This window comes from Rhodococcus triatomae, assembly GCF_014217785.1.
Taxonomy (GTDB): domain Bacteria; phylum Actinomycetota; class Actinomycetes; order Mycobacteriales; family Mycobacteriaceae; genus Rhodococcus_F; species Rhodococcus_F triatomae.
The window spans coordinates 2,793,117-2,806,448 of sequence record NZ_CP048814.1 but is presented as its reverse complement, the minus strand read 5'-3'; the positions used below and the strand labels follow the sequence as shown (position 1 = coordinate 2,806,448).

Below are 13,332 nucleotides of genomic sequence, written 5' to 3'. Positions count from 1 at the left end.
TCTCACGGACCGCCGAATCTCAGGGACGATCATCGGGTCAGGGCAGGATCGAGTCGACGTATCCGCCGTCGACACGGACCGCCGCGCCGGTCGTGGCCGAGGCCAGCGGGGACGACAGGTAGGCAACCATGTTCGCGATCTCCTCCGGCTCGATCAGACGCTGCAACAACGATTGTGGACGGAACTTCAGCATGAACTCACGCTGCGCCTCCTCCCACGGCAGCGCGCTGTCGACGAGTTCGTAGACGAAGTCCTCGACACCGCCGGTGTGGGTGGGGCCGGCGATCACGGAGTTCACCGTGACGCCGGTACCCGCAGCCTCCTTGGCGAATCCGCGGGACACCGCGAGCAGGGCGGTCTTCGACGTGCCGTAGTGGATCATCTCGGCCGGAATGACGATCGCGGAGTCGCTGGCGATGTTCAGTACCCGGCCCCACCGGCGCTCCATCATGCCGGGCAGAACCGACCGAGTCAGACGGACTGCGCTGAGCACGTTGGTCTCGAAGTAACGGCGCCATTCGTCGTCGCTGATCTCCAACGCCGGTGCACTGCCGAAGATCCCCAGATTGTTGACGAGGACGTCGACGTGGGGCAGCGCGGCCGACACGGCGGCGGCGCCCTCCTCCGTCGTCACGTCGCCGGGCGCAGGTATCAGATCCCGAGCAGGCTCCGCACTGCGCAAGCCCTCGATCGCCGTGTCCACCGCCTCAGGACGTCGACCGTTGACCGCCACCTGCGCTCCGGCATCGGCCAGTGCTGCCGCGATCGCGGAGCCGATGCCCTGCGTCGATCCGGTGACGAGTGCGGTCTTTCCCGAGAGGTCGATGCGCATGGCTCCACGGTAGCGGCAGCCCGATAGACCGAACCGAACACACGGACGATTGCCATCGCTCGGTTCTATAGTTGCAGGCATGGAGCTCCGCCACGTCCGCTACCTCCTCGCCGTCGCCGACCACGGCAGCTTCAGCAGGGCGGCGGAGGCGCTGCAGGTGTCGCAGCCGACGCTGTCCCAGCAGATCAAGCAACTGGAGACCGGTCTGGGTGTTCAGCTCCTCGACCGCTCCGGACGCTCGGTACGGCTCACGGATGCGGGCGAGGCATACGCTCGCCATTCGCGGCTGGCGCTACGCGAGCTCGAAGCCGGAGAGCGAGCGGTACACGACGTCCAGGATCTGTCCCGCGGACAGGTGCGGCTGTCGGTCATCCCGACGATCACCGCGTATCTCACCGGGCCGCTGCTCCACCGATTCCACCGGTCGTATCCGGGAATCACACTGTCGGTCACCGAGGCCTCCCAGTCGCGGATCGAGGCGGCCCTGCTGACCGACACCGTGGACCTCGGGATCGGGTTCGGCGAATCTCGGACCGCCGGAATCCGTTCGTCCCCACTGTTCATCGAGAGGCTCGGGCTCGTCGCATCCTCGGTGAGCCCCCTCGCGCGTCGGCAGTCTCCTCTGCCGATCGGCGATCTCGCCCGCGTACCCCTCGCGCTGCTCACCCCGAACTTCGCCACCCGCATGCGGATCGACGACTACTTCTCCGAGCAGGACATCACGCCGAACGTCGTCCTCGAAGCCGATTCGATCGGCGCACTGCTCGAGGTGGTCCGCCGCGGTGCGATGGCAACGATCCTGCCCGGCGCCATCGCCGACGGCCACGCCGACTACCTCGCACCGATCTCACTCGAACCGGAGCTGCCGACCCGCGGGATCGAGCTGTTGACCCGGACCACCGCGTATCGGAGTGCGGCGGCTCGGGCTTTCGACGACGTCGTGTCGAAGGTGGTCGTCGACCTTCGGCTGTGACTCGGTCAGAGCATCGCGGACGGCGACATCGGTCGGCGGACGAGCGTCCGCCGACCGATGCACCTGCGCGACCGGCGCTACGCCTGTTCCCGCTCGGCCTCGTCTGCGGCCTCGTTGCGTTCTCGGACCAGCGCGAGAGCATCTCGCGCCGCCTCTTCGCTCGGATACGGACCCATCCTGTCGAACACTCCCGGCACCTTGCCGCGGGTGACCCGGCCCGTCGAGACCTCGTAGTACCAGTCGCTCATGTCCACGCCTCCCCCGTCACGCGTCACCGGAGCTACCCGGTGTGCCCTTTCCGTCCGTGCTGTACGACTTGGCTCCGGTCCCGGCGAGCGTGCCGCCCTCGACGATCAGGTACTCGTCCCGGATCGGCTTCCCGTCGAGGAAGGCCTCGAGGATCTCCCGGGTGCCGGCGGCGTAGCGCGCCTGGGCCGACAACGACGTACCCGAGATGTGCGGGGTCATCGCATTGTTCGGCATCGTTCGCCACGGGTGGTCCGGGCCCGGAGGCTGGGGGTACCACACGTCGCCGGCATAGCCGGCCAGGTGACCGGTCTCGAGAGCACGGACGACGGCGTCACGTTCCATGATCTCGGCACGCGCCGTGTTCACGATGTAGGAGCCTCGCCGCATCTTCCCGATCAGGGCGTCACCGAAGAGGTGATGCGTCTCGTTCGTCAGCGGGGCATGGATCGACAGGACGTCGACGTTCGTCGCGAGGGACTCGACATCGGGATGGAAGGTGAGGTCGAGTTCCTTCTCCAGTTCGGCGGGCAGCCGCCGCCTGTCGTTGTAGTGCAAGTGGACACCGAAGGGCGCCAACCTCTTCATCAACGCGATGCCGATACGGCCTGCGGCCAGGACACCGACATCCATCCCTTCGAGATCGTAGGAGCGGGAGACGGAATCGGCGATGTTCCACCCGCGCTTCGTGGTCACCCACTCGTGGGAAGGGACGAAGTTCCGCACGAGGTCGAGGATCAGCATCATGGCGTGCTCGGCCACACTGATGGAGTTGCTGTACGTCACCTCGGCGACCGTGATCCCCCGGCGCATCGCGGCATCCAGATCGACGTGATCGGATCCGATACCGGCAGTCACGACCAACTTCAGCTTCTTCGCCTTGTCGATCCGCGCGGCATCGAGATAGGCCGGCCAGAACGGTTGGGAGATCACGACATCGGCGGTGGGGAGCTCGCGCTCGAACACCGAGTCCGGACCGTCCTTGTCGCTCGTGACGATCAGCTCGTGCCCGGCCTCGTCGAGGAACCGGCGCAATCCGAGTTCACCCGAGACCGATCCGAGGAGCTCACCCGGGGTGAAGTCGATACCGGACGGGCTCGGCAGGGTCTGTCCGTCCGGATAGTCCGTGACCGCGGGAATGCTGTCGCGGGCATAGGCAGGTGGATAACCGTCCAGAGGGTCCGGATACAGGACGACGAGAATCTTGGCCATGGCAAGGCCACCGTTCCGAATTGTAAGAATTCATTCACTTCGCGACCGCATTTCCAGAAATACTCCGACGGCCCGGAATCGGCAAATAGGCCGCAGCGACAGCCGTTATCGTTCGCGTCTATATCGGCGAATTCATTCCCGCCGAACAGGGCGTATAAGACCAGCGTATAGCCGGTATCGTTCGAGGCTATAGGTGATCTTGTCGATATTGACATGCCGGTCCGGGGAGAAATACGGTTGTTTTCACGAGCTCGCTTTCCCGTAATTCGTCACGAAAGACACGGCGCTCGACACCGGAACGACTACGAGGAGGACGACGGTATGCGAGTGCGACTCCCCACCTCGGCTGTCCCCCGGCTCGGAATTTCGTTGCTTCTCGGCCTCGCGGTGGGCGCGGTCGGCGCACTGACCGCCTCCGCCGCGCTGGGTGCACTCGCAGGCATCGCGGCAGCAGCGGCGGCGTTCGTCGCCGCAGGGTGGGCAGTGCTGTGGCCGATGGGCCCGGAGGACACCCACCGCAACATCAGGCGCGAGGACTTCAGCCCGCTCACCGACGAACTCGTCGTCGTCGCCGCCGCATCGGGCGGGCTCGGCGGCATCGTCGCCCTGCAGGTGGCGGGCGGGTCGCAGGCCGGAGCGACACAGGCCGCCGCCGCCCTGTTCGGAGTATTCATGACCTGGGCGTGTCTGCATCTGATGTACGCGACGCGCTACGCGTTCCTCTACTACGAGGGCGCGGGCGATCCGGCAGCGAAGGGTGGAATCGACTTCAATTCCACCGATCCACCGGCATTTCGCGACTTCTTCTATTTCAGCTACAACCTCGGCATGACCTACCAGGTCTCCGATACCGACGTGTCGAGCCGGGAAATCCGGGCGGTCACGCTGCGTCACTGCCTGCTGTCGTACGTCTTCGGCGCGGTCATTCTCGCGACGGCGATCAACCTGGTCGCCGGCATCGTCACCGGCTGACCACACCGGCCGACACCACTGGCACAAGGACTCGAGAGTTCTTCGAGGGAAAGGGCCGGGGATCACCCATGCGCGAAAGATGTTTCGGCACTCTCTCCCGGAGACAGGTCGGCAGCTTCCTCCGGATGATCGGCTTCGACGGATTCATCCTGTCCGTCCACGCGGCGGTGATCGTCGCCCTCGTCTTTCCCGTGTCGGGCCCGGCGGTGCCCTGGGTCGACGGCCTCGCCGGCTTCTCCATCGGCGTGCTGTTCTTCCTGTACGGCGTCCGCATCGCACCGTGGGACGCCGTCGCCGGACTCACGCATTGGCGGCTGCATCTGACGGTGCTCACCTTCACCTTCGTCGTGTTCCCCGTCATCGGGGTGGCACTACGGTGGGTTCCCGATGCCGTACTCGATCCTCGCCTGTACGCCGGCATCCTGTTCACCTGCCTGGTTCCCTCCACCGTCCAGGCCTCGATCGCGTTCACCGCGCTCGCGGGAGGCAACGTGCCGGGCGCGATCACCAGCGCCTCTGCGTCCAATCTCTTCGGAATGTTCCTCACTCCTGCACTGGCATTCGTGTTGATGTCCACCACGGGACAGATGGGCTCCCCCGGCTCGGCAGCACTCGGAATCGCCGTACAACTGTTCCTGCCGTTCGTCCTGGGCCAGCTGGCGCGTCCGCTGGTCAGCGGTTGGGTGGCCCGTCACGCGGGCACGCTGAAATACGTCGGCAGAGAATCGGTCGTCCTCATCGTGTACTCCGCGTTCTCGGCCGGAGAGCGAGACGGCGTCTGGGAATCGGTTGCCCGCACCGCACTGCTCCAGTTGACCCTGCTGTCGATGGCCGTCGTCGCATTCATGTTGTGGTTCACTCGATTCGCGGCGGAGCGAATGGGTTTCGAACGCCCCGACGTCCGGGCCATCCAGTTCTGCGGAACGAAGAAGGCGCTCGTCTCCGGACTACCCATGGCGGCAGTGCTGTTCGCCGGACAGCCCGTCGGCCAGATCGTCCTGCCGCTGATGGTGTTCCATCAGGTCCAGCTCATGATGGGCGCCTGGCTGGCGAACAGATACCGCCGCACACTCGCCACCGAGGACGGTTCACCCTGACCTCGGGAGGCCCGGGCCCTACCATCGAGGGGACGACGACCCGACAACCCCTGGAGTTCCGGTGCCCGGTATCGCGCGATTCTCACTCACAGCCCTCGACTGCCCGGACACGGTGGCGCTCGCCGAGTTCTACAGTGCGATCACGGGCTGGCCGATCCGCCCCTGGGACGGCGACCCGTCCTGGGTGGAACTCGTGAGCCCGGCGGGCGCGACGATCGCGTTCCAGCAGGTGCGTGGTCACCGACCGCCGGTGTGGCCCGGCAACGACCATCCGCAGCAGGCACACATCGACTTCGACGTCCCCGACCTGGACGCCGGCGAGCAGCAGGTACTCGCGATCGGGGCGCGCAAGGCCGAGATCCAGCCCACCCCGGACAGCTTCCGGGTCTTCCTCGACCCGGCCGGCCACCCGTTCTGCCTGGTGAAGGAAGGCTGATATACCCGCATATCCGGATATATGGGTAGTGTACCGGGGATGAGGATATTGATCGTCGGAGCCGGCGCCGTCGGCACGGTTCTGGCCACCACGCTCGGTGGCTCACACGACATCGTTCTGGGCTCCCGACGCGGACCGATGCAGGTCCACGGAGCGTTTCCGCTCTCCCGGCGATCCGCGAGGGCCGACGCAGCCGTCGTCACGACCCGGGCACTCGACGACGTGGCCGAAGGGCATTGGGACGCGGTGATTCTGACCGGAGCCGTGTCGGAGACCGAGGACGTCGTCGCACACATCTCGGCGGCACACCCGGCCCCTCTGTTCGGCACCGTCAGTCAGGTTCCCAGCGAGATTCGACGTCTCCGGTCACTCGTCGGCGCGGAACGCCTCGTCGTGCTCGCCCCCGGGTTCCTCGCGGTCCGGGGTGAGAGCTCGGCCGGCACCGGCTACTGGGTGCCACCGAGGAGCCCACTCGTCACGGTGTCGGGCGCCGGCGCCGGCACGGTACGAACCTGGTTCACGCAGGCGGGTACGCGCGCGAAGGTCGGCGAACTCCGGGACATTCTCGCGCAAGCCGCGCTGACGATGCCGTTCATGGCCGAACTGACCATCCTCGGTGGGGACTGGGACCGGCTGGCCCGGCAACCGGGCCGTGCCCTCGCCGGGGCACGCGAGGCCCGAGCAGCAGTCGGAGCCCCGATTCGGGTGGCGCCCCCGACATGGACGGTGGGGCTCGCGCTCCGCGCGGTCCCCACGTTGGTGCCGTTCGACTTCCGCACCTACGCCGCCGAACACTTTGCCCGGCAACGACGTCAGACCGAAACCCTGCTGGAGGACTGGATCGAGGCCGGATCCGCGACCACCCCCGTCCTCGCCGAGTTGCTCGTCGAGTCCAGGACGACGACATGACCGGCGGCGCGGCCGAACCCGCGTCGGTGAGCGACGAACTCGGCGCACTTCTCCCGGTGTTCAAGGCCCTGTCGGACCCGACCCGGCAGGAGATCGTGCGCGTACTGCTTCGCGCCGAAGGCGAACCGGTCTCCGTGTCCGTGATCGTCGATGCCACCGGCCTTCCGCAGTCCACGGTGTCGCGCCACCTGTCCGTGCTGAAGACCACCCACATCGCGACCGACTCCCGCCACGGCACGGAGCGCCGCTATCGGATCACCCTCGACCGCGGACACCTGGCCGCGTTGGGACGACTGACCGACGAACTGCGACGGTGCGCGTCGGCGGACGACGCCGGCTGAACCTGGCCGTTCGTCAGCCGAGGTCGGCCAGCTTGCGCAGCAACACCACTCGCTCACGGGTGTTGCCGCACAACCGCACGGCACTCTCCCACTCGGCGCGCGCCTCGTCCACCCGTCCGAGCCTCACGAGCAACTCGCCGCGCACGGTCGGTAGCAGAGGGGACGATGCCAGAGCGCCGTCCGCGACCAGTTCGTCGACGAGCGCGAGCGCCGGAGCGGGTCCCTGTGCCATCGACACCGCCACTGCCCGGTTGAGATCGACCACCGGCGAGGGTGCGATCCGGCCGAGCGCCTCGTAGACGAGCACGATGCGCTCCCAGTTCGTCTCCTCGACCGACGGTGCGACGGCGTGACATTCGGCGATCACCGCTTGGAGGCCGTACGCGCCGAGACCCCTCCCGGTGTGTTCGGCACGCTCGAGTGCGGCCCGGCCGCGCCTGATCGCCGCGCGATCCCAGCGCCGACGGTCCTGATGCTCGAGGAGTACCGGTTCACCGCCGGGGCCGGTACGGGCGGGAAACCGAGCCGCAGTCAGTTCGAACAGAGCCAGCAACCCGTGTGCCTCGGCCGAGTCGGGAACCAGCCGGGCCAGCACGCGAGCCAACCGCTGCGCCTCGCCGGCGAGATCCACTCGGATCAATTCGTCTCCGGAGCTGGCCGAGGACCCTTCGGTGAAGATCACGTAGACCACGCCCAGCACCGAGGGGAGCCGTTCGGCCCGGTCGGCGGCGGCCGGCACCTCGAACGGCACCCGAGCCGCCCCCAGGGTCTTCTTCGCCCGGGTGATCCGAGCCTGGACCGTGGGGGTTGGAACGAAGAACGCCCTGGCGATCTCGTCGCTGGTCAATCCGCCCACCACGCGCAACGTGAGCGCGACCCGCGCCTCCCGCGGGAGCACCGGGTGGCAGGCGAGGAACATCAGCGCGAGGACGTCGTCGTCGATCCGGTCCGGATCCCACAGCACGTCGTCGTCCCGGCTGTGCTGGGCCGGCCTGCTTCCGGACACGGCACCGCCGTCGCCCAGATCGCGTGCGAGGGCGGCATGGCGTTCGTCGAGAGCGGAGCGACGCCGGAAGCCGTCGATCGCCCGGCGACGACCCACCGTGAGCAGCCATCCCGCCGGATTGCGGGGCACGCCGTCTCGCGGCCAGGTCACCAATGCCTCGGCCAGTGCCTCCTGAGCGAGGTCCTCGGCCCACGCGAAATCGCCGGTGTACCGGGCGAGCGCACCCACGATCCGAGCCGACTCGATCCGCCAGACCGCGGCGACGGCCTCACGTCCGGGGTGATCGGCCATCGCCCGTCGCCCCGGTGTCGCCCGTCGAGTCACGCCGCCGCCACTCGCAGTTCGTCACAGCTGACCCGTGGCCTCGCGCCACTCCCGTTCCTTCCGGATCCACTCGTTGTCCTGCGGGAACTCGTCGATCGTGGTGACCCGGCGGATCTCGGCTTTGCTGCCCGGCCCGGCCATCGGGGCGCGCTTCGCCCACTCGACGGCCTCCTCCCTCGACGCGACGTCGAGGATCCAGAAGCCGCCGAACAGTTCCTTCGTCTCGCCGTACGGACCGTCGGTGACCACCGGCGGCTCGGACGAGTAGTCGACGACCACCCCGGGCTCGGGATCCAGGCCCTCCGCGGCCAGCAGCACCCCGGCCCGGACCATCTCGTCGTTGAACCGGCCCATCGAGTCCATGATCTCGTCGACATCGACATCCTGGAACGCCGCGACGGTCTCGTCGGTGCCGCGCATGATCAGCATGTACTTCATGATTCTCGTCTCCTCGGGTATCCGGGCTCCTTCTCGAACCCTGCCACCCCTAGGTCGAACGGGTGGCACATCGAATCGACACTTCCGAGAGAAATTCCTCGACGTGATGCCGGTGGGAGGAGACGTGACGTCAGTCGGAGGAGCCGGTGGCCGGGCCGACGGGGACGTGGCGGCCGAGGAAGGCCAGCTGGTCCCGGACCACGCGTTCGAACGCGTCGCCGGAATAGATGGCGAAGTGTCCGTCGGCGTAGGTGACGACCTCCCCGCGAGGCGCGGTGGCCGCACTGCGCAGGGTGGGGCCGGCCGGTGCGACGGAGTCGGTCTCGCAGACGGCGAAGAGGATCGGCACCTCGATGCGCGAAGCCCGACGTCCGGGCCGGTAACGCAGGATGTCGAACGCGGCACGGGCGACCACCTCGTTGCGGAAGTCGCTGCCCGCCGGGACCAGCGCCAGATAGCCGGGTTCGGCGTCGGGTGCGGTCATCAGCGCGGTGGTCCGAGGCGGACCGGCCGTCGCGATCGTGTGGGGTTCTCCGCCGAGCTACCGGAGTACGTGCAAGTTCCTCCGGCATCCGGATGGGGGTATGCGAAGCTTCGTCCAGGTAGAAAGGCTGCACCGCCCGCCGTGTCATAGTCGTAGGATTTCGCTTCAAAGTCACGAAATCCATGAGTTACTGCGGTAATCTTCCGATTCATGACGGATTCCGATAGTCGACACCTGAGTACGGTGTTGAATGTCCAGGAATTGCGTCTCGACGGAACCGAGGTGATCGGCGACACCGAGTTGGCCGAAGTGGTGGCGCTCCACCGGCCGCAGCTCGACGGCTCTGCTTTCGATATGGAGCGCGGGTTCTTCGTCGACACGGTCGCGGAGTATCGGTGGGCACGTGACGCTGCAGGTTTGGCGCGCAGCACGCTCGACCAGCTGGTGAAGCCGGTAATCGAGGTGTGCGATTTCTTCAACGAAGTGCCGTGGCGCCTATCGCCACGGCAGTTGGATCAGTACTTCTCGGGGCCGGGGAAGCGGGCCACGAGTACCGTCAGATTGAAAATGAGCCGCATCGACGGCTACTTCGCGTTCCTCGAACAGCGCTACGGGGCAGAGATCAGCCGCCGGTTCGGTGTCGTGGTCGAGTCGCCGGTCGATGAGTTCAACCGGCCGGTGCACCGGGGTGACTTCGGTCTGCGTGTTCCACCGTCGCAGCGGGCCATGCGCGAGTTCTTCGCTCGGTGGCGTGAGTCCCTGGTCTCGGCTCGTAAGTGGTCGGTTTCCTGCCGTGACTATGTGATGGCCCGACTGGCATACATGTCGGGTGTCCGTTCGGCCGAGCTGTGCGCGATGAGGATCACCGATGTGCACTGGGAGTTGGGTCAATGGGGACGGATCATGGTGCACGGGAAGGGATCTCATGGATCGGGACCCCGCGATCGATTTGCCTACCTCTTCGAGGACGGACGGGAACTGCTGTGGTGGTACATCGAGCAGGTCCGGGGCGAATTCAGCGACGACCCACGAGCGCCCCTGTTTCCCTCCGAACGGATACCGACAGCGTTGAGCATGACCGGTGTTGTTACCGCAGCGTCTCCGGTGACTCCGGCGACTTTCCGTCGCGCCCTGCATCGGGCGAGTACACAGTTTCTGACCGGGCCGGTATCGAGGGTGCACCCACACCTTCTGCGTCACGCCTGCGCGACCCACAACTACGAACGGGGGATGGGGCTGTGGGAAGTGCAGCGACTCCTCGGTCATGAGCGAGCAACGACGACGGTCGGATACCTGTCGACTGCCCAAGCCGACCCTGAGCACGCCAGTCTGGCGTCGTCCGGTCGCGCGGTCCAGCGACTGATGATCGATCCTGGGAGGTTGGGATGAAGTGGAATCTACGATGGGCGGCTGCCCGGCGGGACATCTGGCGCCCCAGCGAACTGTTGGTCGCGTTCAGACAGGTCGGATTCGAGCCGTCGTTGAGTAAAGTCGCCCAGCTGTGGAGCAAGAAACCGATCTCGCTGCGCCTCGACGAACTCGACCTGATCTGTGCCGCGCTGGAGTGCAGCATTTCGGACCTCCTCGAGCCCGAACCCGCCGCCCGAGTCGGTGAGGAGCGAGCCGCCAGCGGCGGAGACAGTCCCCTGACGCGGGACGACGAATCCCACCCTGTCCGGCCGACGCCCCAACGAGGCAAGCGCGGACCCCGCGCCCTACCCCCCAACTGACCAGGCGACCGGCGGGAGACGAGGGTGGGAGAGAACGCGCCGTCGGTGAATGCCTGGTCTGCCACGGATGGGGACATATCGGCGCAGACGGCCGATGCCCGCCGTGCAAGGTATGGAATCGAACGAATTCGTTTATCGGACAATGTAATCGATGTGGCTTTACCGAGACTGTCAACCCTCATCATGTCTGCCGACGGTGCTACCTCGTCAACGACGTCGACGCTCGCCGCGAACGACGGCCTTTGCCTCCTGCGCAACTGATTCTGATCCTTCCTGGTGTCGGCCGACCCGAGCGGTCCGCCGTCCGGGATCCACGGCCACCGTGGGTGTGGTCATCGACCACCCCTCCTGTCGAAGACGAGTCGATCTGCCCGCCACTGCCACCGGGCCAGTTGATGCTGGTCCGTCCGCCGCGGCGCTTCTCGCACTCACTCGGGGCGCGGATCGACGGACGGTGGTTGCCCGGATTCGAGATCGTCGCCGCCGAGGTCAAGCGACGGGCCCGCGAGTTCGGACACGACACGATCAGGCGTCAGGGCACCAGGCGGATCGCGAATCTGCTGCTCGCTGCCGCCCGCGCGGATGGCCTGGAACGAGTGCCGCGGTCATGGATCAGAACTGCGCCCCGAGGAACCGACGCCTATGCAGTCCTGGCTCCCTTCGGGCTAGTGGAGGCCGGGCCGCGGGCTTTCGTGGACACTGAACCTCGATCCTGCCTGGACTGCTTGAGCTGGGGCAACGAACCAGTGTGCCCACCTTGCCGAGCCTGGCGACTCAAACACCAGGCGGGATGCTGCACGTGGTGTCGGCGTGAGCCGATCGCTGTCGCCGACAGGGCCGGCATCCCTTTGTGCCGGATGTGTGCCATCGCACGACAACACCGAATCGACAACAGCGACGAGCCCACGCCCATTCAGCTCACTTTCGGTGGCGCGCTCGGACCACGATTCACCTCGAGGGCGGAGGTCAACCGCCGCGCAAAAGCGGCCACGCCCACGCACGCTCCGTCCGAACACCTCGTCCGAGTAGGCCAGCTGCACCTGTTCGACTGTGAACGGGACTGGACCCGCCTTCCCCCCGACGAGAACCTGCCAGCCCTGACAGGCCAATCACAGGCCATGATCGAGGCCATGCGCGCCTTCGCGCGCGAGCGGCGATGGGACCACACCACGACGACGTTGAGTGTCCGTACGTTGACCGTGCTCCTGCGCTGGATCGGCGCCGAGATGCCCATCCGTGAAGCCGACATCCGAGCTCTACGCCCTCTACGCCGCAACCTCGACAAGGGGACCGGAAACCGCGCCATAGCTTTCCTCGCCGCCCACGACCTACTCGTGCCTGACCCCACGACCACGGCCAGCGAACTCTGGGTCACCACGCACGTCGACCAGTATCCCGACCACTTCGCCACCGAGATCCACGCTTGGGTTCAGGCAATGCGGGGACAGGGGCGGCGCAGACGGAAGCCACGCTCATGGAAGCTGATCAGGAACCATCTCTACGCAGTCCGACCTCTGCTGAACACCTGGAGCACCCGGCACCGAAGCCTCCGCGACGTCACCGAAGACCAGATCCTCGACGGCGTGCGCCAGGTCACCGGATCAGCCTCGTATCACAGGCTGCTCGGCTTGCGCAGCATCTTCGGAATCTTGAAGGCAGAGCGGATTCTGCCCAGCGACCCGACCCGCGCGGTCACGAATTCCCGCGCTGTTCCGCTCCCGACGCCGCTACGAGATGACCAGCTCCGGGGCCTCATAGAACGTGCTGAAGACCCGCGAGCGCAGTTGATCGTCGCGCTTGTCGCGGTCCACGCTCTCAACGTCGAGGAGATCCGGTCCCTGCGAATGGACTTGCTCGACAATCACGCAGGCACCCTTACCGTCGTGCGTCCACGAGGCCGCACTCGAATCCTCTACCTCGACGACCTCACCCAAACACTGATCGGCAGGTGGCTCCGCCACCGCCACGCGATGTGGCCGGCGAGCCCGAACCCCCATCTGCTGATCTCCTCATACGGCGCGCACGCGGCCAACACCCCACCACAGGCCGCCCTCACCATCACCACCACGTTCCGGCGACTGGGTCTGCAATCCCACCGCGTTCGGAGCGACCGAATCCTGCACGAAGCAACCACGACCGAGGACCCGATCCTGCTCATCAGACTGTTCGGCATCACCGTTCCCACCGCCATGCACTACCTACACGCAGCACACCCCGCACCGATCGTGCGCCGCTAGATGGCCGCGACATGAATGAGATGCGCCCGTTCGCTTCGGTACTGAATGAAACTCTTGTGATCTGTGTGTCAGAAGTGTCGATAGTTGTTACTGTC

Annotated in this window: 14 protein-coding genes and 1 pseudogene; 9 read left to right on the top strand and 6 right to left on the bottom strand. The window is 66.5% G+C overall.

Annotated elements, in window-relative coordinates:
* Positions 1-37: 37 nt before the first annotated feature.
* Positions 38-832 carry an SDR family NAD(P)-dependent oxidoreductase gene (locus G4H71_RS13200; RefSeq protein ID WP_072737035.1) on the bottom strand — a complete coding sequence of 265 codons (795 nt, stop codon included), beginning with the start codon at positions 830-832 and terminating at the stop codon, positions 38-40.
* Between the two features lie 79 nt (positions 833-911).
* Between G4H71_RS13200 and cynR the strand changes: the two genes are divergently transcribed.
* Positions 912-1,805, top strand: coding sequence for a transcriptional regulator CynR (cynR, locus tag G4H71_RS13195; protein WP_072737036.1), 894 nt, complete (start codon positions 912-914; stop codon positions 1,803-1,805).
* Between the two features lie 77 nt (positions 1,806-1,882).
* Here the strand turns inward: cynR and G4H71_RS13190 are convergent, their stop codons facing one another.
* Together G4H71_RS13190 and G4H71_RS13185 are read right to left on the bottom strand one after the other, a co-directional pair.
* Positions 1,883-2,053, bottom strand: coding sequence for a hypothetical protein (locus G4H71_RS13190; protein ID WP_169847123.1), 171 nt, complete (start codon positions 2,051-2,053; stop codon positions 1,883-1,885).
* 16 nt (positions 2,054-2,069) lie between these two features.
* Positions 2,070-3,263: an NAD-dependent formate dehydrogenase gene (locus G4H71_RS13185; protein WP_072737038.1), complete on the bottom strand. Its 1,194-nt coding sequence runs from the start codon at positions 3,261-3,263 to the stop codon at positions 2,070-2,072.
* Positions 3,264-3,584: 321 nt separating this feature from the next.
* On the opposite strand from G4H71_RS13185, the gene G4H71_RS13180 reads away from it, so the two are divergent.
* The 5 genes from G4H71_RS13180 (at position 3,585) to G4H71_RS13160 (ending at position 7,018) form a co-directional block, all read left to right on the top strand.
* Entirely contained in the window at positions 3,585-4,235 is a 651-nt protein-coding gene (locus G4H71_RS13180) for a DUF1345 domain-containing protein (protein WP_072737039.1), read from the top strand.
* A 68-nt stretch (positions 4,236-4,303) separates the two neighbouring features.
* Positions 4,304-5,332: a bile acid:sodium symporter family protein gene (locus tag G4H71_RS13175; RefSeq protein WP_083342997.1), complete on the top strand. Its 1,029-nt coding sequence runs from the start codon at positions 4,304-4,306 to the stop codon at positions 5,330-5,332.
* 61 nt (positions 5,333-5,393) lie between these two features.
* A complete protein-coding gene (locus G4H71_RS13170) occupies positions 5,394-5,768 on the top strand; it encodes a VOC family protein (RefSeq protein ID WP_139183209.1) in 375 nt (124 codons plus the stop codon).
* Between the two features lie 39 nt (positions 5,769-5,807).
* A complete protein-coding gene (locus tag G4H71_RS13165; RefSeq protein ID WP_139183208.1) occupies positions 5,808-6,677 on the top strand; it encodes a ketopantoate reductase family protein in 870 nt (289 codons plus the stop codon).
* Positions 6,674-7,018 (top strand): ArsR/SmtB family transcription factor, encoded by a 345-nt coding sequence (locus G4H71_RS13160; protein WP_072737042.1) that lies wholly within the window; start codon positions 6,674-6,676, stop codon positions 7,016-7,018. The genes G4H71_RS13165 and G4H71_RS13160 overlap by 4 nt, the downstream gene beginning before the upstream one ends.
* A 13-nt stretch (positions 7,019-7,031) precedes the next feature.
* On the opposite strand, the gene G4H71_RS13155 is transcribed toward G4H71_RS13160, so the two are convergent.
* The 3 genes and pseudogenes from G4H71_RS13155 to G4H71_RS13145 form a co-directional block, all read right to left on the bottom strand.
* Positions 7,032-8,315 carry an RNA polymerase sigma factor gene (locus tag G4H71_RS13155; protein ID WP_072737043.1) on the bottom strand — a complete coding sequence of 428 codons (1,284 nt, stop codon included), beginning with the start codon at positions 8,313-8,315 and terminating at the stop codon, positions 7,032-7,034.
* 54 nt (positions 8,316-8,369) lie between these two features.
* Positions 8,370-8,786, bottom strand: coding sequence for a YciI family protein (locus tag G4H71_RS13150; protein WP_072737044.1), 417 nt, complete (start codon positions 8,784-8,786; stop codon positions 8,370-8,372).
* Between the two features lie 130 nt (positions 8,787-8,916).
* A pseudogene (locus tag G4H71_RS13145) lies at positions 8,917-9,327 on the bottom strand (alpha/beta hydrolase); the annotation flags it as partial.
* A gap of 153 nt (positions 9,328-9,480) precedes the next feature.
* On the opposite strand from G4H71_RS13145, the gene G4H71_RS13140 reads away from it, so the two are divergent.
* From G4H71_RS13140 to G4H71_RS13130, 3 genes are all read left to right on the top strand, one after another.
* Positions 9,481-10,659: a tyrosine-type recombinase/integrase gene (locus tag G4H71_RS13140; RefSeq protein WP_083342996.1), complete on the top strand. Its 1,179-nt coding sequence runs from the start codon at positions 9,481-9,483 to the stop codon at positions 10,657-10,659.
* On the top strand, positions 10,656-11,000 hold the full coding sequence (locus G4H71_RS13135) for a helix-turn-helix domain-containing protein (protein ID WP_072737045.1): 345 nt from the start codon (positions 10,656-10,658) through the stop codon (positions 10,998-11,000). The genes G4H71_RS13140 and G4H71_RS13135 overlap by 4 nt, the downstream gene beginning before the upstream one ends.
* Positions 11,001-11,458: 458 nt before the next feature.
* Positions 11,459-13,237 carry a site-specific integrase gene (locus tag G4H71_RS13130; protein WP_175460995.1) on the top strand — a complete coding sequence of 593 codons (1,779 nt, stop codon included), beginning with the start codon at positions 11,459-11,461 and terminating at the stop codon, positions 13,235-13,237.
* Positions 13,238-13,332 lie beyond the last annotated feature (95 nt).

Bases quoted from the DNA above. Each gene is read 5' to 3' on its own strand.
- G4H71_RS13185 (WP_072737038.1), bottom strand. From the start codon at position 3,263: ATGGCCAAGATTCTCGTCGTCCTGTATCCGGACCCTCTGGACGGTTAT.
- G4H71_RS13135 (WP_072737045.1), top strand. From the start codon at position 10,656: ATGAAGTGGAATCTACGATGGGCGGCTGCCCGGCGGGACATCTGGCGC.
- G4H71_RS13155 (WP_072737043.1), bottom strand. From the start codon at position 8,315: ATGGCCGATCACCCCGGACGTGAGGCCGTCGCCGCGGTCTGGCGGATC.
- G4H71_RS13140 (WP_083342996.1), top strand. From the start codon at position 9,481: ATGACGGATTCCGATAGTCGACACCTGAGTACGGTGTTGAATGTCCAG.
- G4H71_RS13175 (WP_083342997.1), top strand. From the start codon at position 4,304: ATGCGCGAAAGATGTTTCGGCACTCTCTCCCGGAGACAGGTCGGCAGC.
- G4H71_RS13200 (WP_072737035.1), bottom strand. From the start codon at position 832: ATGCGCATCGACCTCTCGGGAAAGACCGCACTCGTCACCGGATCGACG.
- cynR (WP_072737036.1), top strand. From the start codon at position 912: ATGGAGCTCCGCCACGTCCGCTACCTCCTCGCCGTCGCCGACCACGGC.
- G4H71_RS13180 (WP_072737039.1), top strand. From the start codon at position 3,585: ATGCGAGTGCGACTCCCCACCTCGGCTGTCCCCCGGCTCGGAATTTCG.
- G4H71_RS13160 (WP_072737042.1), top strand. From the start codon at position 6,674: ATGACCGGCGGCGCGGCCGAACCCGCGTCGGTGAGCGACGAACTCGGC.
- G4H71_RS13150 (WP_072737044.1), bottom strand. From the start codon at position 8,786: ATGAAGTACATGCTGATCATGCGCGGCACCGACGAGACCGTCGCGGCG.
- G4H71_RS13165 (WP_139183208.1), top strand. From the start codon at position 5,808: ATGAGGATATTGATCGTCGGAGCCGGCGCCGTCGGCACGGTTCTGGCC.
- G4H71_RS13190 (WP_169847123.1), bottom strand. From the start codon at position 2,053: ATGAGCGACTGGTACTACGAGGTCTCGACGGGCCGGGTCACCCGCGGC.